This is a genomic window from Xanthobacter sp. YC-JY1, from assembly GCF_021730305.1.
Classification (GTDB): Bacteria; Pseudomonadota; Alphaproteobacteria; order Rhizobiales; family Xanthobacteraceae; genus Xanthobacter; species Xanthobacter flavus.
The window spans coordinates 2,190,329-2,212,385 of sequence record NZ_CP032674.1 but is presented as its reverse complement, the minus strand read 5'-3'; the positions used below and the strand labels follow the sequence as shown (position 1 = coordinate 2,212,385).

General features: G+C 66.3%; 17 protein-coding genes. 10 read left to right on the top strand and 7 right to left on the bottom strand.

Annotated features, from left to right (window positions below; all coding sequences use genetic code 11):
• Nucleotides 1-7: 7 nt before the first annotated feature.
• Nucleotides 8-2,101 (top strand): tetratricopeptide repeat-containing sulfotransferase family protein, encoded by a 2,094-nt coding sequence (locus tag D7006_RS10290; protein WP_237356538.1) that lies wholly within the window; start codon nt 8-10, stop codon nt 2,099-2,101.
• Nucleotides 2,102-2,105: 4 nt separating this feature from the next.
• Here D7006_RS10290 and D7006_RS10285 read toward each other — a convergent pair whose 3' ends face one another.
• Entirely contained in the window at nt 2,106-2,936 is an 831-nt protein-coding gene (locus D7006_RS10285; protein WP_237356537.1) for an SDR family NAD(P)-dependent oxidoreductase, read from the bottom strand.
• A gap of 323 nt (nt 2,937-3,259) precedes the next feature.
• Between D7006_RS10285 and D7006_RS10280 the strand changes: the two genes are divergently transcribed.
• Together D7006_RS10280 and D7006_RS10275 are read left to right on the top strand one after the other, a co-directional pair.
• Nucleotides 3,260-4,309, top strand: coding sequence for a polysaccharide biosynthesis/export family protein (locus D7006_RS10280; protein ID WP_237356536.1), 1,050 nt, complete (start codon nt 3,260-3,262; stop codon nt 4,307-4,309).
• Nucleotides 4,310-4,415: 106 nt separating this feature from the next.
• Nucleotides 4,416-5,675, top strand: coding sequence for a hypothetical protein (locus D7006_RS10275; RefSeq protein ID WP_237356535.1), 1,260 nt, complete (start codon nt 4,416-4,418; stop codon nt 5,673-5,675).
• 218 nt (nt 5,676-5,893) lie between these two features.
• On the opposite strand, the gene D7006_RS10270 is transcribed toward D7006_RS10275, so the two are convergent.
• The 6 genes from D7006_RS10270 to D7006_RS10245 form a co-directional block, all read right to left on the bottom strand.
• The gene (locus D7006_RS10270) at nt 5,894-7,000 is read right to left on the bottom strand and encodes a hypothetical protein (RefSeq protein ID WP_237356534.1); all 1,107 of its coding nucleotides are present in this window, start codon (nt 6,998-7,000) and stop codon (nt 5,894-5,896) included.
• Between the two features lie 47 nt (nt 7,001-7,047).
• Nucleotides 7,048-8,328, bottom strand: coding sequence for a hypothetical protein (locus D7006_RS10265; protein WP_237356533.1), 1,281 nt, complete (start codon nt 8,326-8,328; stop codon nt 7,048-7,050).
• Between the two features lie 2 nt (nt 8,329-8,330).
• Nucleotides 8,331-9,236 carry a class I SAM-dependent methyltransferase gene (locus tag D7006_RS10260; protein WP_237356532.1) on the bottom strand — a complete coding sequence of 302 codons (906 nt, stop codon included), beginning with the start codon at nt 9,234-9,236 and terminating at the stop codon, nt 8,331-8,333.
• A gap of 39 nt (nt 9,237-9,275) precedes the next feature.
• Nucleotides 9,276-10,598: a glycosyltransferase family 4 protein gene (locus tag D7006_RS10255; RefSeq protein WP_237356531.1), complete on the bottom strand. Its 1,323-nt coding sequence runs from the start codon at nt 10,596-10,598 to the stop codon at nt 9,276-9,278.
• Nucleotides 10,523-11,518, bottom strand: coding sequence for an NAD-dependent epimerase/dehydratase family protein (locus D7006_RS10250; protein WP_237356530.1), 996 nt, complete (start codon nt 11,516-11,518; stop codon nt 10,523-10,525). Before D7006_RS10250 ends, D7006_RS10255 begins: the two co-directional genes overlap by 76 nt.
• A gap of 183 nt (nt 11,519-11,701) precedes the next feature.
• Nucleotides 11,702-13,243, bottom strand: a complete 1,542-nt coding sequence (locus D7006_RS10245; RefSeq protein WP_237356889.1) for a glycosyltransferase family 4 protein — start codon at nt 13,241-13,243, stop codon at nt 11,702-11,704.
• A gap of 178 nt (nt 13,244-13,421) precedes the next feature.
• Between D7006_RS10245 and D7006_RS10240 the strand changes: the two genes are divergently transcribed.
• The 7 genes from D7006_RS10240 (at nt 13,422) to D7006_RS10210 (ending at nt 21,999) form a co-directional block, all read left to right on the top strand.
• Entirely contained in the window at nt 13,422-14,699 is a 1,278-nt protein-coding gene (locus tag D7006_RS10240; RefSeq protein ID WP_237356529.1) for a hypothetical protein, read from the top strand.
• 7 nt (nt 14,700-14,706) lie between these two features.
• Nucleotides 14,707-15,363: an ABC transporter ATP-binding protein gene (locus tag D7006_RS10235; RefSeq protein WP_237356528.1), complete on the top strand. Its 657-nt coding sequence runs from the start codon at nt 14,707-14,709 to the stop codon at nt 15,361-15,363.
• 2 nt (nt 15,364-15,365) lie between these two features.
• Nucleotides 15,366-16,220 (top strand): ABC transporter permease, encoded by an 855-nt coding sequence (locus D7006_RS10230; protein ID WP_237356527.1) that lies wholly within the window; start codon nt 15,366-15,368, stop codon nt 16,218-16,220.
• A 57-nt stretch (nt 16,221-16,277) separates the two neighbouring features.
• Nucleotides 16,278-17,102, top strand: a complete 825-nt coding sequence (locus D7006_RS10225; protein ID WP_237356526.1) for a beta-1,6-N-acetylglucosaminyltransferase — start codon at nt 16,278-16,280, stop codon at nt 17,100-17,102.
• A 209-nt stretch (nt 17,103-17,311) separates the two neighbouring features.
• On the top strand, nt 17,312-18,640 hold the full coding sequence (locus D7006_RS10220) for a hypothetical protein (RefSeq protein ID WP_237356525.1): 1,329 nt from the start codon (nt 17,312-17,314) through the stop codon (nt 18,638-18,640).
• A gap of 195 nt (nt 18,641-18,835) precedes the next feature.
• Entirely contained in the window at nt 18,836-20,716 is a 1,881-nt protein-coding gene (locus D7006_RS10215; protein WP_237356524.1) for a glycosyltransferase family 2 protein, read from the top strand.
• Nucleotides 20,713-21,999, top strand: a complete 1,287-nt coding sequence (locus tag D7006_RS10210) for a glycosyltransferase family 4 protein (protein ID WP_237356522.1) — start codon at nt 20,713-20,715, stop codon at nt 21,997-21,999. Before D7006_RS10215 ends, D7006_RS10210 begins: the two co-directional genes overlap by 4 nt.
• The last annotated feature ends 58 nt before the right edge of the window (nt 22,000-22,057 follow it).

Genomic DNA, 22,057 nt, shown 5'->3' with positions numbered 1-22,057 from the left:
GGAGGGGATGGGCGCGGATCGCGGCGGCCCTCTGCCGACGCTGGAGCGCGCGTGGGAGCTCTACCGCGCCGGAGACCTCGGCGGGGCGGAGGCGGTGGCGCGGGCCATCGTCCAGCGCGCCGTTCTGGGCGAGCAGGCGGCAACGGCGGAGGCGGCGCACCTTGTCGGCGTCATCCTCGCGCAGACTGGCCGCACGGCTGAAGCCGTCACCTTCATGGCGTGGGCGGCCGGGGCTGATCCCGGCCGGGCCTCCTACCACAGCAATCTGTGCGAGATGCGCCGCCAGACCGGCGACCGGGCGGGCGCCGTCGCCGCAGGGCGCGCGGCGGTCGCGGCCGATCCCGCCTATGCGGCCGGGCACAACAATCTCGGCATCGCCTTGTTCGAGACCGGCGCGCTGGAGGAGGCCCTCGCCTGCTACGGCCGGGCCATCGCGCTGCGCCCCGCCTTTGCCGAGGCCCACAACAATCTCGGCAACGCCTTGCGCGCCAAGGGTCTGCCAAGCGAGGCCATAGCCGCCTTCCGCGCCGCGCTGGCCCAGCGCGGGCATTATCCGGAAGCCTGGCACAATCTCGGCAACGTGCTGCGCGAGCAGGGCGACTTCCGTGAGGCGGACGCCGCCTTCCACACCGCCATCGCCCAGCGGCGGGACTATGTGGAGCCCTACAATTCCCTCGCCTTGTCCTTGTTCGCGCAGGAGCGCAGCGAGGAGGCCTTCGCCGTGCTGGCGCTCGCCATCGCGGCGGCGCCCGAGCGGCCGGAGCCAGCCTTCTATTTGGCGCAGGGCCTGCTCAACGAGCGCAAGGCGGAGGGCGCGCGCTCGGCCTGCCAGCGGGCGCTGCGCGCCAACCCGCACCATGTGCCGACCCTCGTCCTGCTCGCCCGCATCCTGCGCGATCTGGAGCGCGGCGACGAGGCGATGGACGCGGCCCGCCGCGCGCTGGCGCTCGCCCCGGATGATCTCGACGCGCTGAACGTGCTCGGCCTTCTGCTGATGGAAACTGGCGACCTGCGCGGCGCCTGCGCCCTGTTCGAGCGGGCGCTGGCGAACGATCCCGCCTCGGTCAACAGCCGCATCAACCTCGTCGCGGCCCGCAAGGTGCGGCCGGACGAGGATATGGTTGCGGCTCTGGAGGGCGCGCTCGCCGCCGAGGCCGGCGAGACCGAGCGCATCCCGCTCCACTACGCCCTCGGCAAGGCCTATGACGACCTCGGCCGCCATGCCGAGGCCATGGAGCAGTTCATCGCAGGCGCCCGGCTGAAGCGGGCGCAGCTGACCTATGACGAGCCCGCGTCGCTCGCCACCTTCGAGCGCATCCGCGCCATCTTCACCCCCGCCTTCATGGCCGAGCGGGCCGGGATGGGACATGTGCAGGCGCGGCCCATCTTCATCGTCGGCATGCCGCGCTCGGGCAGCACGCTGGTGGAGCAGATCCTCGCCAGCCATCCCGCCATCCAGGGCGGCGGCGAGATGGACCTGTTCCACCGCGCGGTGAACCGCATCGACCAGGCCTTCGGCGGCATGGTCCATTATCCCGAGCTGATGCATCTCATCGAGCGGCCGGAGATGGCCGAGATCACGTCCGCCTATCTCGACGCCTTGCCCGCCCGCGCCCCCGGCAAGCGCCTGGTGGCGGACAAGATGCTGAACAACTACTTCTATCTCGGCCTCATCCACATCCTGTTCCCGCGCGCCGTCATCATCCATTGCCGGCGCGATCCGGTAGACACGGCCATCTCCTGCTTCTCCAAGCTGTTCCGGGACGACCTGCCCTACAGCTACGATTTCGGTGAACTCGCTCGCCACCATCACGCCTATGCCGGGCTGATGGCGCACTGGGACGAGGTGCTGCCGGAAGGCACCATCCTGCCCATGGACTACGAGGCGGTGGTCGCCGACATCGAGGGCGCCGCCCGCCGCCTCATCGCCGCCTGCGGGGAGGAATGGGACCCGGTTTGCCTGAAGTTCCACGAGACCGAGCGGCCGGTGCGCACGGCCAGCATCACCCAGGTGCGCGAGCCGCTCTACGCCACCTCGGTCGGCCGCTGGCGGCGCTACGGCCCCGCCATCCAGCCGCTGCTGGACGCGCTGGGGCGCTGAGACATCAGGGCTTGTTCCGGCGTAGCAGCCGCATCTGCACGCGTGCGAAAACGCCGGAGGCGAGGCCCTGCATCCGGGCGATCGCGGCAAGCTGCGCCGTCGGCGCGGACAGGAAGCCCCCGCGCTCGGCGGTGCGGACGAGATGCGCCGCCACAACCTGCGGCGGCAGCGGGCGACCGGAACCGGCAAATGGCGCGATGGCGGCGGGACGCAGCGGCCGCTCATAAGCGAGCTGCGGCGTGTCGGTGTCCGGGGGCACAGAGACCGTCACGCTGACGCCCGCGGCGGCCAGCTCAATGCGCAGCGCCTCGGCGAAGCCACGCACCGCGAACTTGGACGCGCAATAGCCGGCATAGCCCGCGACCCCGAACAGGCCGGCGGCGGAGGCGACCATGGCGATGTGCCCCCGCCCCGCCGCCACCATGGACGGGGCTGCGGCACGCACGAGATTCGTGGTGCCGAGAAAATTGATCTCCATCTGGGCCAGGGTGGCCGCGGCATCCTGCTCCAGGAAGAAGCCCGGCTCGACGATGCCGGCGCTCGCCACAACCCAGAGCGGCGGCCCGTGCTCCGAGACAAGGGAGTCCACCAGCGCAGTGCATGCCGCAACGTCGCGCACGTCGAGCGCGTGGGCGGACACGACGATTCGCTGTGCCTCGAGATTCGCGCGGGCCTGAGCGAGGCGCGCCGGATCGCGGGCGAGGATCGCAACCGTACAACCCCGTTTTCCAAGGACTTCCGCCACGCTGAGGCCAATGCCGCTCGATCCGCCGCTGATGATGGCGAGGGGCCGTTTGGGGGGACCTGACCCTGCTGCGACCAAGTGCTGCGACATGCCAGACTTACCTCATTACCGTCTTCCCGTAGGTAATCTACGGTGCCGATGGGAGCGCTTTACCTTGCAACTGCACGTACCGACTGCGCAATTTTGCGGGACAACGTTGACGTGTTGCAGTACCGCAACGCTCCCTTAAACGTTGTGTGGCTAGGTCGCTGTGCAAGGCGAGGGGATGTATAACAGCCCTGCTCCTCCAGCGGCGGGACCGTAGCGCGTCAATGTTGTCGGCAAAAAAATTTCTCGCGTCGCTGCTGCTCGCAGCCGCAACCTGCGGCTGCACGGCGCTGCCCTCTTCCGGACCGTCGCGCGTCGAGATCGAGATGGCGCAGCCGTCCGACGATCAGCGCTATCTGCTGGTGGACGTTGACGACCGCACCCTTTCGCTTCTGGCGCAGGAGCGCCCCGCCTCCTTCGGCGGGCGCTTCGGCGACTATCGTCCGCCGACCCGCTACGTGGTGGGCGTCGGCGACGTCATCTCTGTCACCATCTGGGAGGCGGCAGCCGGCGGCCTGTTCTCCGGTCCGGTCATCGATCGGCTCGGCACCGGCTCGCGCAGTGCCGCGATCCCGGAGCAGCAGGTGGCGCAGGACGGCTCCATCACCGTTCCCTATGCCGGGCGCATCTCGGTGGCGGGGCGCACCACGGCGCAGATCGAGACCGCGGTGGTCGAGAAGCTGAGCGGCAAGGCCATCGAGCCGCAGGTGGTGGTGGTGGTCACGCGCAGCGTCAGCAACGCCGCCACCGTGCTTGGCGAGGCGACATCCGGCGCCGTCGTCCCCCTCTCCCCGCGCGGCGACCGCGTGCTGGACGTGATCGCGGCGGCCGGCGGCATCAAGATTCCCGCCCACGAGGTGTTCGTGCGCCTGAGCCGTGGCGGTAGCACCGTGACGGTGCCCATGCAGGCGCTGCTCAACGATCCCAAGGAGGACGTCTACGTCCGCCCGCTGGACAAGATCGTGCTGATCCGCGACCCGCAGACCTACACAGTGTTCGGCGCAGCCGGAAACCCGACCATTGTGCCCTTCGACGCGGTGGGCATCACGCTCGAAGAGGCGGTGGCACGTGTCGGCGGCGTGCTCGACGCCCGTGCCGATCCCTCCGGCGTCTATCTGATGCGCATCGAGCCGGTGCGCTTCGCCTCCCGCCTGCGGCCGGACTCTCAGCCGCTGGAGAGCAACGGCTACGTGCGCGTGATCTACCGCTGGAACATGCGCGATCCGAACTTCGTCTTCCTCGCCCGCGGGTTCCATATCCGTAACAAGGATGCGATCTACGTCGCCAACGCGCCGCTGGCGGACCTGCAGAAGATCACCTCGCTGTTCAACTCCGTCGCCCAGCCCGTGGTCAGCACGGTCTCGGTGGCGCAATAGGGCCGGCATGGTCTCCCCGGCGCAGGCGACCCGCGACAACGGATCGACCCGCGCGCGGGTCGGCAGGACCGCCGCCGCCCCAGACAGAGTCACCCAGGAGCCAGCCGTGGCTCAGGAGCCAGCCGTCGCCGCCTCCCCGGCCGTCGCGCGGATCCAGCGCTTCCTGCCGCTTCCGCTGCTGCGCGGCGTCGGCGCGGCCATATCCCGTCGCCGCGCCGCATCACGGAACGAGGCGCAGGCGACCCTTGCGGAAGGGCGCCGCGCCCATCTCACCCGCACGGAACTCGCCCTCGGCAGCTTCGGGCTGCTGGTGCTGCTGCCGGCGGTGGCGACCCTGCTCTATCTCACCTTCGTCGCCGCCCCCCAGTACCGCTCCGAGGCGCGCCTCGTGGTGCGCGGCAATCTGGAAACCGTCTCCAACGCCTCGGCCTCCCCTGCGGCCAATGGCATTCCGCAGGTGGCCAACACCCAGGAGGCGCGGGTCGTCGTGGACTACCTGCGCAGCCGCGCCATGGTGGACGCGCTCCAGGAGCAGCTCGACCTGAAGCGCATCTTCGGCATCTCCGATCGCGACCCGGTGTTCGCCCTGTCGCCCGAGGCCAGCACGGAAGATCTCGTCACCTATTGGAACCGGCAGGTCAGCGTCAGCCTCGAGCAGATGTCCGGCGTCATCAAGGTGCAGGTCTATGCCTTCAGCCCGCAGAGCGCGGCCCTGCTCGCCGCCGCCGTGGTCCGCCAGGCCGAGCAGGTGACCAACGATCTTACCGCCCGCAACCGCAGCGACCGGGTGGTGCAGGCCGAGGCCGAAGAGCGGGCCGCCTTCACCGAGCTTGCGGTGGTGCGCACCGAGTTGGAAGCCTTCCGCAACGCCCAAGGCACGCTGGATCCGACCAGGAGCGCCAGCGACGCCTTCGCGGTCATCTCCAAGCTGCGCGACCAGCGCTCGGCCCTGAACACCGACCTCAACGCCGCGCGGGCCCGGCTCGACGAGGATTCCCCCGTGGTGCGGGCCCTGAAGGAGCGGCTGCGCTCGCTGGATGAGAAGATCGCGGCGCTCGACACCTCTCTCCTCGGCGATGCCGCCTCCGCCGGTTCCAGCGGCAATCTCGTCGCCGGCGCCGAGTTGGAGGCAAGCCGCCGCCTCGCCGAGCAGCGACTGAAGCAGGCCGAGGCAGAGCTTCTCGGCGCGCGCGCCGAACGGGCACGCCAGCAGGTCTATATCCTCGCCTTCATGGCCCCGACCCTCCCGCACGAGAAGGCCTTCCCCACCCCCCCACTGCAGGCCGGCGCCGTCTTCTCCATCCTGTTCGCCGCCTGGGCCATCGGCGCGCTCTACGTGGCGAGCGTCTACGCCCGGACGCGGTAAGGCAAGGGCTGCCGGGCAGAGGGCGGCGCCGGCCCGACTTGAGACCGCTCCACCGTTTCGCGATCCATCATGGCCAGTCTTGTCCCGGCCATCCACATGGCGCGGTCGGGAACGGTCTTTCACACGGCGCTGGGAGCGCCCCATGGGGATGCGCCGCGCGAGGCCGGGCATAACGGCAGAGACAGCGTGCAGGCTGGCACACCAGGAGCCCGTCCCTTTTACGCAGGCGTGTGCTGGTCCGATTCGGCAGCACCGGTGCCGCCATCCTCGGCGGCCTCGTCCGTGGCCTCGTCCACACGACCGACGGCAGCGGTGACGTCGGAAAAGATGCGTGCGTCGACGGCGAGAAGGTCCTGCGCCGCCGGCCATTCGGCCACCCGTTCGCGCAGTTCGCCCACCTGTCGCGACCAGGCGAGTTCCGGCAGCGGCGGCAGGTCGAGATCCAGCACCACGCGCTGGGTTTCCCACCACACATCCTCGTCGCCGGCAAGGCCCACCACATCCATTTCGGAGAGGGTGTCGAGGGCGTTTTCGACCGCCGAGGTGTCCAGCGCGTCATCGGAGCCCCGGCAGGTGAGCAGCCGCGCCATGGGATTGGCGATCAGGCTGCGCTCGAACGCGGAGAGGGTGCCGAGCCAGATTTCCAGCTCGGCCATATCGGCTAGGTCCGCCTTGGCGAGGCTGTCCACCAGCGGCTTGTAGACGTCGGTGAGCACCGAGGCGGCAAGGTTCGGCGTCTTCACCGCCCAGCGCAGCACCAGAAGCTCCTCGGCCAGTTCCTCGAACGGATCCCGCAGCAACACCGTGCATTTGAACCCGCGGTCGCGCAGCAGCGGCTCGTAGGTGCGGAAGAACACCCGGCCGGTGCAGAAGATGGATTGGGTGAAGGCGATGCCGAGGATGGATTTCACCGCCTCCTCGGGGATGCGCTCCAGCCTGGTGAAGGGCATGTGGAAGAGATCCTGCAGCGGCAGGTTCAGCTGCGCCTGCGGCACCACCCGCGTCTCCAGCCGGAACAGCTTCTGATCGGCCTTGGCCGAGGGCGGGCGGCGCCGGTAGATGCGGATGTTGGTGGTCTCGTCATAAAGCTCGATGTCGGTGAGGCCGGCAAGCCCTGGGATCACATGCTCGTCCACGACGAAGCCGCAGATGCCGGTCTCGTGCAGGCCCTGCTCGCGCAGCAGCGGTCGCAGCACGGTGGCCGGGATCGCCTTGCGCAATTCTCCGCCCACAAGCACCGCGACGCGGGGCGTGGCGGCAGGATTGTCCGGCATGATCCAGCCGACGATGCGGCTGCCGGCGTCTTCGTCGATGCTAAAGAGCACGCCGGTTTTCCCCCTGAAGGTCAAGGTGGGGCGCGATCATCGGCGCCTCACCGGCGATGGTCGCGGATGACCGCGGCCAGGACCATGGCGTTGAGCCAGAAGATGCCGGCCAGCGCCAGCACGAACAGGCCGGTGCGCCACCAGCTCGGCTCGGTGGCGGTGGTGGGCAGGCTCGGCGGCACGAACACGTTGACGAAGGCGCTCTGCGCCCGCACCCGCCGCTCCGCCTCCTGCAGGCCGGCAACGGCGATGGACTGCATGGTCTCCGCGAAACGCACCTCCAGCTCTGCCTCCTCGAAGGAGGTGAGCGCGTTGACCGCGGAGGATTGCCCGCTGCCCGCCCCGCCCATGCGCGCCTTGAAGGCGGCGATCTCGGTATCGATGGCCCGCACCCTGTCGCGCAGCACGCCGAGAGCCGGACCATCGGGGGCGGAGAGCTTTTCCAAGGCGCGCATTTCCTTGTCGGCCGAGATGCGCTCCTGTTCCAGCCGCAAAAGGCTCGCGCCCAGTGCCTCGGCCGCCTGGACGGGATCGACGGCGCGCTGCCGGCCGCGCCATTCCTGCTGGCGGGCGAGTGCGGTCACATAGCGCGCCTTGGCCCGGCTCAGCTGGTCGGCGGCGCGGGTGACGCTGTCGGCGCGGGAGCGGGACACGATGTCGTTCAGCAGCACCTCGCCGTCGTGGACGACGCGCTCGGCGATGGTGTGCGCATCCTCCGGAGAGAAGGCGCGGACGCGCAGCAGCACGATCTCCGAGCGGCGATCCACCGCGGCGGAGACGTGGCGGTTCCAATAGCGCCAAAGCTCCTCCAGCGTCGCATCAGGGGAGAGGCGGGAAAGTGGGTCGAGCCCGGGGCGAGAGAAGAAGCGGCGCAGCCAGCCGTCGGCGTCGAGCGCGGCGACAAAGGAGCGGCTGGCGATATAGTTGGCGAGCACGAACGGCGCTTGCGACTGGCTGCCCGTAGCCCCGCCGAACAGGCTGGAAAGACCGCGCATGACCCCCGCGATGGCGCCGCGGGCACCGTCCTCGCCAGAGTCCGGCATGGCTCTCTCGCCGAGGGATTCACGCACGGCGAGGCGCGCCTCGGAGACATAGACGGGGCTCGAGATCACGCCCGCATAGAAGGCGCACAGTGCGGCCGGAACCAGCACCGCAGCGGCGAAGGTGAGGCGCAGCAGGCGGAACCACTGCTGCGAGGCCGACGCACCGGTGCCGAAGGTACGCGGCAACCGACGCCAGCGCAGCGCCGGCTTCACGAACGGTAGCACCACGAAGGCGCGGCTGCGCTCGATCAGCACCCGGATGGGCGGCGCCGACGGCAGGCCCATCGTCACCTCGCTCTCAGGACCACGACGTCCTGAAAATCGTGCAGCGCCCCTGCGCCCACCTTCACTACGTCAAACCAGCGGCTCCAGTGGGCACGCACATAGGCCGCGCTGACGAAGGTGATGCCGTAGTCGTAGGCCGCGCTGGTGAGATGCCCGTCCTGGCGGATGAAGACATACCCGTGCCCGCCCCCCATTGAAGGCCGCGCGGCCGCAAGCTCCGGCTCGGGGATGGCGAGCATCTCGAAGATGGGGGTCTCGTCACACGCCCGCGCGAACGCCCGGTCGCCGTGGATGGAGAGGAACAGGAGCGCCCCGGGAGCCGACACCCGGTGCAGCTCCGACAGATAGAACAGGTGGTCCCGCTCGCTCAGGTGGCTGAAGACGGAGATGGAGACCACCGCATCGAAGCTGCCGTCCGCCGCCGGCAGCGGCTGGCGGGGCACGCTCAGCACCGGCTCCACATGGGCGAGGTTTTGCCCCACCCAGGCGAGGTGGCGGGCATCCACGTCCATGCCCACGTAACGACCCGAAAAGCCGTGGAACATGCGCGCCAGCCGCCCGACGCCGACGCCGAAGTCGAGCAGCGAGCGGTAGCTGGCCAGCGGCACCGGGCTCAGCGCCTGCAGCGCGCGCAGGAAATCGACGCCGTGGCTGGCGAAGTCGCGCGTGGCGGTGAGGCCGGTGGTGTTGTGCATCAGCTCTTCAGGCGGAAACGGCGCGATGGCGCCTTCGGGCGCCGCCTCGGCGAGATTGAGCGCGAGCCAGGCATCGAAATCCCCGGCGATGCCCGAGGCGACGGTGGCCGGCGCCGCGGCCTGGGCGCGCGCGCCCGCCCCGTCGTCCGCCCGCTCACCCGCTGTCGTGCCGTCGCTCTGCGAACCCGCCATCGTCTCCGCCTCGATGCTCATCACGCCTCTTCCGTCTCCCCGCTAAGTACCCCGACGCCCTCAGGCCGACGCCCTGCCTTGGCGGGCGCGATCATAGAAGGCGACCACATCCTCGACCATATGGCGCGAGGTGCGATCGTATCGCGTGCCGGCGGACAGGGTGCGGGCAAGGCCCGGATCCCGCGCGAAGGCTTCCAGCCTGCCATACAGCGCCTTCACCGAGCCTTTTGTGAACGTGAAGCCGTTGACGCCGTTTTCCACGAACTCGCTCATCCCCTCCACGTCGGAGACCAGCACCGGCGTGTGGGTGGCGAGGGCCTGGAGCAGAATCAGCGGGCTGTTCTCCACCCACACGGAGGGGATGACGAGCACGTCGATCTCCGCCAGCACCGCGGCCATCCGCTCCACCGGGAAGGTGCCGCGGAACGCCACCTGAAGCCCGGCCGAGGCCGCGCGGACCTCTGCGGCATAGGCCGGGTCCATGCGCTCGTCACCATAGATGTCGAGGCTGAAGGCCTCCGCCGGCGCCGACTTCATGGCCTCCAGCAGCAGGTGCAGGCCCTTGTGGGGCGCGAGCTGGCCGATGAAGCCGAGGCGCAGCGGCCCGCCGGATCGCTCGGGCTTGGGCGCGCGGTCGATGTCGATGCCGAAGCGGCACAGGACCAGCGGCACGCGGATGTCCGAGCTGCGATAGCTCTCCAGCATGAAACGGGTGGGGGTGAGCGCGCCGGCATAGGCGGAATAGGCGGCGGCGAGATGGCCCGGCCGCTCCTTGAGGGCGGCGATGGTGCCGCGCCAGTCGGCCGGCGCGAGGCGCGACGCGCGCGCCACCACTGGCGGCACCACGGCGCGCAGCAGACCCTGCACGGGCCCCTTGTCCTTGCCGCCGGCGAAGAACGCGCAGGCGACGCAATTGGCGCGGTCGGCATCCGGCCCGGCGCAGAGGCTGCCGTCGGCGGCATCCAGCTTGTTGTTGAAGCAGAAGCCGAAGAAGTCGGTGAAGGTGGCGACCGTGGGCAGGCAGAGCCGCCCCGTCACCTCCAGCAGCGCCGTGGTGTGGTTGATGAGATGGCACACATGCACGATGTCCGGCCGGATGTCCCTCAGGATGCGCTCGTGGATGAAGCGCAGGGCCGGCAGGTGGAAGGTGTCGCGCAGGGCGGCATTGGGATGGACGTTGCGGTCGATGCGGATGACCGGGATGCCGTCGAAGCTGTCGCGCTCCACCAGCGCGCCCTGGGCCGGCTCGCCCGGAAAGGTGGCCGTGACCACCACCGGCTCGTGCCCGAGCGCCTTCAGCTCCCGCGCTACGGTGCGAGTGTAGCTTTCGGTGCCGTAGAAATGGTCGGGGAAGTAGCAATGGACGTAAAGGGCGACCCGCATTGAACGTCTGCTTCGGTCCTCAGCTCGTTGACGAGCATCTCGATGCCGAGATCGAGATCTATGACGGGGGCCCAGCCAAGCCGCTCGCTGGCGCGGCGGATGTCGAGGACGGAGGCGGGCACGTCGAAGGGGCGGGCCGCGATGGGCTCGATGATGATGCGCTGCCCGACCGCCGCCTCGACCTTGGCGATCAGCTCGGACAGGGAATGGCCGGTGCCGGAGGCGATGTTCACCGGGCCGGGCACATTGTGCATCCGTCCGGCGGCGAGCAGCGCGCTCACCACGTCGTCCACGTGCACGTAGTCGCGGACGGTGGAGCCGTTGCCAAACAGCTTCACCGGCTCACCTCGCAGGGCAGCGCGGGTGAAGAGGGTGACGGCACCGAGGCCGCCCAGCTCGGTCTGCCCCGCGCCGTAGCAATTGCCGATGCGCAGCGCGATGCCGTCCAAGCCGTGCAAGCGGCGGAACTTCTCCAGGTAATGCTCCACCATGAGTTTGGAGATGCCGTAGGCGCTGAACGGCTTGGCGGGGTGATGCTCTGCCACCGGCAGTTGCTCCGGCGCGCCATAGACGGCGCCGCCGGAGGAGGCGAAGACGATGCGGATGCCGGGATAGCGGCGCGCGGCTTCCATGAGGCGCACGCTGCCCACCACATTCTCCAGAATGTCGCGGGCGGGATCGAGACAGGCGCTGGAAGGGATGGTGGACCAGGCGAGATGATAGACCGTGCTGACGCCGTCGAGCAGGTCATCCCAGCCGGTGAAGGTCGCAAGATCGAGGGCACGCCAGCGTACGCCACGATGGAAGGGCGCATGCTCAAGCCGGCGGGTGGTGGCGATGGTGCCGACCGAACTTTCCGCAAGCTTCTGACACAGACGACGCCCGATGACGCCTGCGCCCCCCACAACCAGTGATGTCATGCACCGCCGGCGCGAGGCACCGCCTCCCCGCACCCTCCACAGAGTGAAGTTTACAGAAGCGGCCAAGATCAAGCCTCAGTCGGCACCTGCCGTTGGGACCAGCCCACCACCTCAGATGCTACCTTAGCGCGAACGATTCGAACCCGCCAGTCCGTATCGCACCGCAATATGCAGCAACGTTGGTTAAACTTCAGCGAACAGGCTGGCCCGAGGGAAGCCCGGCATGAGGTCGGTGGGTCGGCCGAGCGCCTGTGCATAAATCTCGGCATAGGCCGCGATCATGGCGTCGAGGCCGAACATCCGCGCCCGTTCGCGATTGTGGGCGCCGACGGCGTCGAGCCGCGCGGGATCGTCCAGCAGGTCGCAGATGACGCCCGCAAGCCCTTCGGAATCCTTGGCCAGCGTCTCCGAGGTGCCGAGGATTTCCGGCAGGGCGCCAACCTTGAAGCCGGCCACCGCCTGCCCCATGGCCATGGCGAAGGGCGTCACCTGCCCGAAGCTCTCCCGAACCACCGGCGCCACGAAAACCCGGAAGCGGCGATAGAGCGTCGGGAGATCCGCATAGGGCACGGTACCGGCGAACTCGAAGTTGTGGATGACGCCGGCCGCAACGGCCTTGGCATGGAACACGGGCAGAAGCTCGCCGTCGCCCACCACGATGATCCGCGTCTGGGGCCGGCGCCGCGCGACCGCGATCAGCGGGTCCACGGAGTTTTCGCCGAGCTTGTCCGGATGGAGGCGATAGACCATACCGATGCTGTCCGCCGCATCCCCGATCCAGGGGCCGGGCGTGAAGGCGTCGAGGTCGATGCCGGGGTGGACCACCCGTCCGTTGGCGATGTCCGGCGCGAAGGCGGCGCGGATATAGTCCGAGACGAAGACATAGGTGGAGATCCGCGCATCGCGCAGCGGCTCCACCGGCGTGTTGACGTTCTCGACCAGCACGGCCGGGGTCGGCCGCGCCGCTTCCAGCGCCGCCTCGTACCAGGGCCGGTCGCTGTCGCCCCAATAGTGGATATGCACGATGTCCGGCGCCACCTGCGCCAGGACGTGGGCGAAGGCGCTCGTCGGACTGCCCAGGGGCAAATGGTGGATCACCATGTTCTCGTGCCGGCCCTGCGGCGGCAAGGCGGCGGTGAGCACCTGCATCTCGTAGCGGTGGCCGAGGCGCTCCATGAGGTCAACCACCAACTGGGTCGAGCCGCCCACGAACACGTTGGGGATGATGTGGAGCATGCGCGGGCGCGCCGGCACCGGCGGATGGTGCGGCCGCACACGGTAGACCACGCCCTTGCGCCCGAACACGAGGCCGGTGAAGTCGCGGCCGAAGGTGCGGGCACGGCGGGCCGGCTGCGCGCGCGCCTTCAGCAGGCCGGCGCTATCGCGCTCCGGCACAACGGTGGTGCGGCCGGCGGCGCGCCACATCTCGACGAGCGTGCCGACGGAGGGGCCGGGCGCCACGATGAGATCGCGCAGCCGCTCCAGCGGCAGCGGTAGCGACAGGTTGAAGGTGCGGGACGGCCGCCCGGCCGCGATCTGCTCCACCTTGTAGCCGACGAGATTGGCATGGTCCTGAAGCGCCTCCAGCCGGCGGACGATCTCCTCCTGCCCGGCCGCAAGGCGGGCGAGGGTCTCCTCCATCCGGTCGAGACGGGCGGCGAGGGCGTCGTCCCCGTCCGGCACGGGATCGGCTGAGGGCGGACCGGCGACGAACGGACGAGGCATCTGCAACGCGAACCTTTTGTTGGGTAATCTCAGGCCATGGTCTGGCCGGCAGGCGGCGAGGATAGACACACAAGCCCGCCGGCTGCTAGTAGCGGCGTGTCCCGGCACGCGCGCCGGTTGCGGCGGCGCGCAGGCTGGAGAACTGGGGCAGTATGGGGCGCTCCGGGAGGGTCTAGGAGTGAACCAGGAGGTCGCATCGCGCGTCCGGCTGCCGGCACGGGGCGGGTCGCCAGACCTGCTTGTGCGCCGCAATTCGCGGCTGCGCGAGGAGCTCAGGCGACAGGCCCGCGAGGCGCGCCTGCAGCGCTCCGTGGTGCGGCCCTCGGCCGCGGCCCTCTGGGGCGCGGAAGTGCGCGCCATCGCCGAGTTCCGCCTGCCGCTGATGGCGAGCTTCATCGTCGTGGCGGTGATTCCCACCCTTCTCGCCACGCTCTATTTCGTCTTCATCGCATCGAGCCAGTACCTCTCCGAGGCGCGCTTCGCGGTGCGCGCATCCGAACATGCGGGGCTGGAGACGCTCTCCGGCGCCGGTCTCGGCGGCCTGGCCGAGGTGCAGGACAGCCTCATCATCGCCAATTACGTCAAAAGCCTCGCCGTGGTGGAAGCACTGGAAGAGCGGGTGAACCTGCGCCAGCTCTATTCCCGCCCCGGCATCGACTGGTTCTCCCGTTTCAACCCCAATCGCCCCATCGAGCGGCTGGAGCGGAGCTGGCGCAGCCAGATCGACACCGCCATCGAGGCGCCGTCGGGCATCATCACCGTGAAGGTGTGGGCCTTCTCACCGCAGGATTCGCTCAAGATCTCCCAGGCCATCGTCGCTCTCTCCGAGGACATGGTGAACAAGCTCGGCGAACGCACCCGCACGGACGCCATCTCACAGGCCGAGAAGGAGGTCGCGCGGGCGGAGGCGCGACTGCGCAAGGCGCGCGCCGCGGTGCGCGACCTGCGCAACGAGGTGGGCGTCATCGATCCCGCCCGCACCAACGAGGGCATCGCCAAGCTCATCGCCGACCTCGAGAGCGACCAGGTGCTCATCGACCAGGAGATCGCCACCGCCCGGCGCACCCTGAGCCCGGACGCGCCGCAATTCATGCTGCTCGACGCGCGGCGGCAGGCGGTGCGCGAGAACATCGCGCTGCTGAAAGCGCGCCTCACCAGCGGCACGGGATCGGACAAGGATACCCTCTCCGCGGTGATGACGCGCTATGACGCGCTCGATCTCGAACGCCAGATCGCCGAGCGGCAATATACGGCAGCGGCGGCGGCGCTGGAGCAGGCGCGGGTGGCGGCGGAGCGGCAGGGCATGTACCTTGCCACCTTCGTGAAGCCAGTGCTGGCGCAGGAGCACGACTGGCCGCACCGCTTCTGGCTACCGGTGGCGGCGGCGCTGGTATTCGGGCTCATGTGGCTGCTGCTGGTCTCGGCCTTCGAGCTGATGCGGCACATCAAGTCGTGAGGCGGGCATGATCGTCACCGACCACCTCACCAAGACCTACTGGACGCACCTCAGACGCAAGGTTGTGCTCTCCGACGTGTCGGTGAGTCTCGACACGCGGGCGAGCTACGGTCTTTTGGGCCAGAACGGGGCCGGCAAGTCCACCTTCCTGAAGCTCATCGCCGGCACCGAGGCGCCCACCTCCGGGCGCATCTACCGCTCGGTGCGCATCTCCTGGCCGCTGGGGTTCGCGGGCGGCTTCCATCCGCAAATGACGGGGCGGGAGAACATCCGCTTCCTCGCCCGCGTCTATGATGCGGACATCGCCGAGGTGACGGAGTTCGTGGAGGACTTCTCGGAGCTGGGGCGCGACCTCGACATGCCGGTGAAGACCTATTCCTCGGGCATGACCTCGCGCCTCGCCTTTGCGGTCTCCATGGCCATCGAGTTCGAATTCTATCTGGTGGACGAGATCACCGCCGTGGGCGACGCCCGCTTCCAGCTGAAATGCGCCCGCGCCTTCGCCGAGCGGCGGGCGCGGGCCGGGCTCATCATGGCCTCCCATTCCACCGGCACCATCAAGGAATATTGCTCGGCCGGGATGGTGCTGCAGAAGGGGCGGCTGATGGTGTTCGAGGACATCAACGACGCCATCGAGGTCCACCGCCAGGCGATGGAGGCCTGAGGATGCAGCGCCCCCGCTCCGCCCCGGGAAACACCCACGGACACGCACGCGGACATCCGGGCGAGACCCGCACCCGCCACGCCGCCGAAACCTGGGCCGACGCCTCGGCCATGCACGCCCGCGTGGTCGGTGCCGTTATCATGCGCGACCTGCAGACGCGGTTCGGGACGGGCTATTTCGGCTTCCTGTTGGGGCTGTTGATCCCTCTGGCGCATCTGACGATCGCGATCGTGGTCACAGCGATCCTCGGCCGTCCGGCAGCCATCGGGACCGATGTTCCGATCTTCCTGATGACCGGCGTCCTGCCCTTCGTCGTCTGGCTCTACGGACACCGCCAGATCATGCAGACACTTTCCCAGAACCGGTCCCTGCTCTATTTCCCAGGAGTTGATCTTTTCGACCTTTTTGCATCCCGAATAATCCTAGAAATCGTCACCGCGACGCTCGTTGTATTCATCGTGCTCGGAACGCTCGCGGCCATCGGCCACCAGCCGGCTGTGGCGAACTGGCAGGGATTTCTTCTCGCACTGATTCAGGCGTGGCTTTTCGGGGTCGGCACCGGCCTGATATTTGGCGCCCTTGGGCCGCTGCTGCCGATCGCATATCTGTTCGGCAACATCCTCGGCCCCCTGTTGTGGGGTATATCCGGCATCTTTTTCCTCCCCGACGCAATTCCGGAACGCCTAGCCAACATTCTCATGTACAATCCACTATGCCAAATAATAGACACCCTTCGAATGTCTTATTATTCCGAATACTATAGCTCATTTTTCAATCAAATATTACTTAATTCAATGATACTCGGAATCGTCACGCTTGGAATGGTGATAATGGCAGCGGCGCGGAAGATCGTATAAACACATATAACAGGAAGGCAAAAAAATATGTCGCTTGCGATTATATGCCTATGCTACATGAAGAGCGCTGCAGGAGCCTCGCTACTTGCCGATTATTTTACTGATATTGGTGACTTTTATATTCATGTCGACTCAAAGTCAGACATAACACCTTATACCGAGGCCGCCACCCGGCACCCGAACATTACATTGGCTGACGTCCGACTTCCAATCTTCTGGGGCGGCTTCAACACCGTCAAGGCTTGCGTCGCCACGATACAGCAGGCAATTCGAACCAAGGACTACGCCCGGATTGCCTTCATTACCGAAGACACCATCCCGCTCATCGCCAAGTCGGAGTTTTCCGCCCGCATGAAGAGCGACATCGAGTGGATTCAGATTTACCCCACAGGCCACCCGGATTGGATCGCCCGATACGAGCGATTTTTCTTCCTCGACTCATTCGCCACCAATCCCAGAACAGTCGAGCGACTGGATCGCGCGTGGACTCCGGAAATGGTCGACTCCGTCAGACGTCTCGGACTATTGCAGCAGAAGGGCAAAGCCAAGATCAACCGAATGTTCGACGGAGGTACATGGTGGAGCTTGACGAGGCCTCACATCGACAAGTTCCTTACCACCTATCACAGCGATCTCCATCTCCGCGAAAGTTTCGAATTTTCAGCCATTCCCGAAGAGCAATACATTCATACCGTCATCGGCCCCCTGGCTAACGCAAAGGCGCTGGTGTTTACGGACTGGACGCGCGAGCCTCGCCCCTACATATTTCGGTCCATGGCCGCGATTAGGGAAGCAAAGACGCGCGACACACCCATGTTGAGAAAGGTCGCCGTCGGCTCTTCCGACATCGAGGATTTTGTCCGCGACCTCGCGCGTCGGTGATCGAACGACGCAGAGGAGGCCCAACGGACTACGCGTCAAATTGATTCGCCGAACGCTCCAGCGCCTTCGAATATCAAGCGACATCGCCTCAAAAAAAATGACCGCCCCCTTGAAATAAGGTGGAGGAGGACGGGCGTTGATAACTCCGGGTTGCCGACATTCCAGCGATATCTCATAAAGGAATGAAAATTCGACCGTGAGGAGCAAGGATGGAAGAGTCAGATCGCCTGTGCGTCATTTTCGACGCCCATCGACAGGTAGGTAGCGAACTTCTGACACGCACCTATAACCGAATTGCAAGTGTCTTCGAAAAATATGGTGACGTATTTGCCGTTTTCGACGGATCGCGACCGCCGGGCACGAGCTTCTTACGCACAGTTGAGCTCTCTCGTGCAGAAATTTTCGATTCGATTCCGCATTCAAAGGGAGACTTCTTAATTCCCGGGAATGTCGATCTTAAAATTATAGCGGCGACGACTGCCCTTCAGGATTATAATAATTTTATAAGAATAGAGTTCGATGTATGGCCTTGCGATATCGCTGATGAGCGCGCCGCAGATCTATGCGACCTAGCCCGCTCCAACTCTTTTTCCGCCAGTTTTATTCGTAACGGCCATCACGATCCGGAATGGATGTACTGGCCCACTCTGCGATCCCCCGACAACTCTATTATCGATATTGACGACAGATATGCCGCATTCTTGCCTCTCATGACATTCAATCGTCAATTCATCGATTTTTACGCGGCGTCCCTCTGCGAGGGATGGACGGGTCATTACGAGGCCTTGATGCCGACGCTTGCGAGGAAGTCCCGTGCCAAACTCGTGGATCTGAGTTCGCCTAGCTTGAACTTTACCTGTCTCAATGAATTCAACGTGACGCCCCAGTGTTTCGAAGCGCCAATTTCTGGTGCCTTCGTGCATCCTGTCAAAGATCTAAATCAGATCTCCCGAATTGAGGCTCCCTATCTCAGTCAGATCGTTGCCACCCCTGCGGAAATTTCGGAGATTGCAAATTATCTTAAGGACTGCGACCACTACCTCGAATTCGGCGCAGGAGGAACAACACCGCTCGCATGCCATTCCGGGGCACAACGGATCACCTCGATTGAAACTGACCTTAATTTCTGTACCGATATTATAAAGAAGTATTCGCTTCGGAAATTCATTGATACAGGACGCCTCCATCTCCGCCATGCATTTGTGGGACCGACCGGAAAATGGGGATTCCCCCTTAATCGCCCTACAGATCGACAGATTGAAAACTACATCTCGTGGCCAACAAAGGAATCATCTGCTGATCTTATACTGATTGACGGACGCTTTAGAGTTTCCGTTGCAGCCGATGCAGCGATTTCCTGTAGAGACGATGCTACAATTATGATTCATGACTATTTTGATCGGCCACAATATTCTGTTGTTGAAGAGTTTCTTCAGCTAGATCGTCGTATTGACAGCTTGGCGATCTTTCACCCGATGGCTGACAAGCGGGATGTCGCCCTACAGCGGCGGAAGGACTATTTTTATCGAATGGATTGATATGTTCCAGCTCACGCGGCCGGTAAGCTCGATCGTCAAGACCCACCTCCAAGTTATTGGGCTAGCCCCCGTCAAGCGCGTCTGGTGCCTCGCTGTTGCGTTGCGTCATCGGGTTTGACACCCCCCACCCCGAACGCTAATTGAACATTTCTGCAGCCAAACCTAGGCGTGCGGCAGAGGCGAGCGGAGAAGGGGATGGGCTGGCTCTCATATCTGTTCCGGCGTAGCGCTCCGGAAGCCGTTGACCTCGGCTCATCCGCCCGGATCGAGACCGACGCGGCTCCGGCGGTGGCGCCCCCGGCCGGCGATGCAGGGCCGGTCTGGCCCCCTGTGCTCGACAGCGACGGCCATCGTCCCGTGTCCGGCGCCGGGCTCGACCGCGTGTTCCGGGACGGCGATCTGCTAGTGCTCACGGGTTGGGCCACGGGAAATGCCGCGCTTTCGCTGGAAGGCCCGCAGGGCTGTCTGGCGCCGGATATCTCCATCTCCGTGCCGCGGCCAGATGTGGCCGCCGCCTATGGCTTCGCCGGCGAAGTGCAGGGCCTGCTGCTCGCCTTCCGCCCCACCCCGACGGGAAGCCGCATCGTCGCCCGCGCCGGCGAGCAGACCCGCGCCGGTGAGGTCGCCGCCTTCCCGCCCGAGCGGCTGGAGCGCGACCTTTCCCGCATCCTCGCCGAATACGCCGCCGCCCGTGCCCAGCTGATCGATCTGGTCCGCGACCTGCCGGAGCATTTGGCCGCCGTCGCCCGCTCCGCCGTCCGCTCCCCTCGGCCCGGCGCGCCCCAAGGCCACATGGAGATCCTCAAGTGCGTGCCCGGCGCCGGCGGCCTCTGCGTCGGATGGACGCTGGGGGCTGGGCCGTTCTTCCTGGTGGACGAGGCCGGGCTCTGCCAGCCGCTGGAGGCGCCGGTGCGCTGGAACCGGCAGGACATCTTTGACGCCTTCGCCGCCGACTACGGCGCCGACTGCGCAGACGCCGGCTTCCTGCAGGCGCTCCCCGCCGGATTCGGCCGCACCGCCCGCCTCATCGCCCGCGATGGGGACACTCTCGTCCTGCTGCACGAGCGCGGGGTCGATCCCGCCCCTCGCGACGCGGTGGGGTATGCCCGCTGGGCCTTCTCCTTCCCGGTGCCCCCCGAGCGGATGGTCGAGCGCATCGCCCGGCACGACGGAACGGTGCTGAAAGCCCTCCTGAACCGCACCGAACGGGCCTCGAAAACCTGGGTGGAACGTGCAGGAACCGTGCCTGCCGAGCCGGAGGTGTCGCTCGTCATCCCACTGTTCGGACGGTACGACTTCGTCGAGCATCAGCTGCTGGAATTTGCCGACGACCCGTTCATCCGCAACACCTGCGAGGTCATCTACGTGGTCGATGACCCGGCCATCCGTACCCCGGTCTTCGCGGCCCTGGACACCTGGTGGCAGCTCTACGGCGTCCCCCTTACCCTGGTATGGGGCGGCCGCAACCGCGGCTTCTCCGGCGCCAGCAATCTGGGGCTTTCGCTGGCCCGCGGGCGGCAGGTGCTGTTCCTTAATTCCGATGTGGTACCAATGAGTTCCGGCTGGCTCGCCGCAATGAGCCGGCGGCTCGACGACCATCCCGACTACGGCCTCCTCGGCGCCCGGCTGCTGTTTCCCTCCGGCGGAGTCCAGCATGACGGGATGGTTTTTCGCTACATAAATTCATTCGGCGTGTGGATGAATGACCACCCCGGCAAAGGACTGCCTCCTCTCGACGCAACGCCTGGCTCTGTCGTGGAATGGCCCGCGGCGACGGGCGCATGTTTGCTCGGCGACCGGCTGGAAGTCCTGTCCCTCGGCGGCTTCTCCGAAAGCTATCTTATTGGCGATTTTGAGGATTCCGACCTCTGCCTGAAGGCCAGAGGAGGCGGCAGACGCGTGGGGGTCTGCGCGGACATCACGCTCACGCATCTGGAGCGGCAGTCTTTCGGCTTCCAGGGCTCGGGAGAGTTCCGGCTCGGCGTGACGCTCTTCAACGCATGGCTTCACGAGACGCGCTGGCGTAGTGACATCGAGAAATTTGAAGCTAGGAAGAGTTTGGAGGCGGGAGCATGACCGAAACAATTCTGGTCATCGCTCACGGCCACCGAGAGTTCAGCACCGGCGGCGCAGAAGTTGCTGCCCACCAGCTCTTCACGTCCCTGAGAGAGAGTCAGGCAGCCGACAACGTCATCCTCCTCGCCCGGCATGAAGGCCGTAGTCTCAGCGGGCTCATCAGCCCCTTGAGATCCAACGAGTATCTCTGGAGCACCGGAATCTCGAACTGGTTCAAGTTCCAGTCGGGGTTGCGGCATAGCGTGTTCGGCGCCTTCCGCGACTTCTTGGAACGGGTACGGCCCGACGTGGTGTTTGTCCACCATTATGCCAACATCGGCCTTGAGATGTTGCGCGAAATTCGCCGGACCTGCCCAGATGCGCGCTTAATTCTCACGTTTCATGAATATTACGCCATGTGCAGCAACGGCGGCCAGATGGTGAAGGCCGGCACCAATGAGCTGTGCTACTCGGCAATGCCCGAAGCCTGCACCGTCTGCTTCCCCGAACGCAGCGAGGAGGACTTCTGGCTGCGGAAGCATTTCATCCGCCGCCATTTCGATGCTGTGGACCGCTTCATCGCGCCGTCCGAATTCCTGCGCCAGCGCTACATCGACTGGGGCATCGCGCCCGACCGGATCACGGTGATCGAGAACGGTCAGCCGACGGGCGAGCGCCTGCCGCCGCGCCCGCTCGCCGGGGACGGCCGCCGCAACCGCTTCGCCTTCTTCGGCCAGGTGACGCCGTTCAAGGGCGTGGACGTGCTGCTCGCCGCGCTCAACAACCTCAGCCGCGCCCAGCGCCGAAACCTGCACTTGGAGATTCACGGCGCCAATCTCGAGAAGCAGGATGACGTTTTCCGAGCGCGCATCGAGGCGCTGCGCCGGCCGCTGATGGAAGAGGGCGTGCTGCACTGGCCCGGCGCCTACCATCGGGACGATCTCCCTCGCCGCATGGCGCGCATCGACTGGGTGGTCGTGCCATCGGTGTGGTGGGAAAATTCACCAGTGGTGATCCAGGAAGCGCGCCGCTTTGGCCGGCCGATCCTGTGCTCCAACATCGGCGGCATGGCCGAGCATGTACGTGACGGCGTCGACGGACTGCACGTGGGGGTAGGCAATGCTACCGACTGGGGCGAAAGCCTTCTGGCCGCCACCGACTCGGACCGTTGGGATCGTCTTGTTCAAAGCCTGCGGCCACCGGTTCCCGTCGCAACTGCGGCGCGGCAATATCTCGAATGGGCTCTCGACGACACGCCGCGTCGGGCGCCCGAACTGCCCCGGGTGATCTCGGGCCGCGTCTGACCGTGCGAAAGTGCAATGGCGGCATTGTCGGGCGCGGACCCGAAAAGCACAGCGGGAG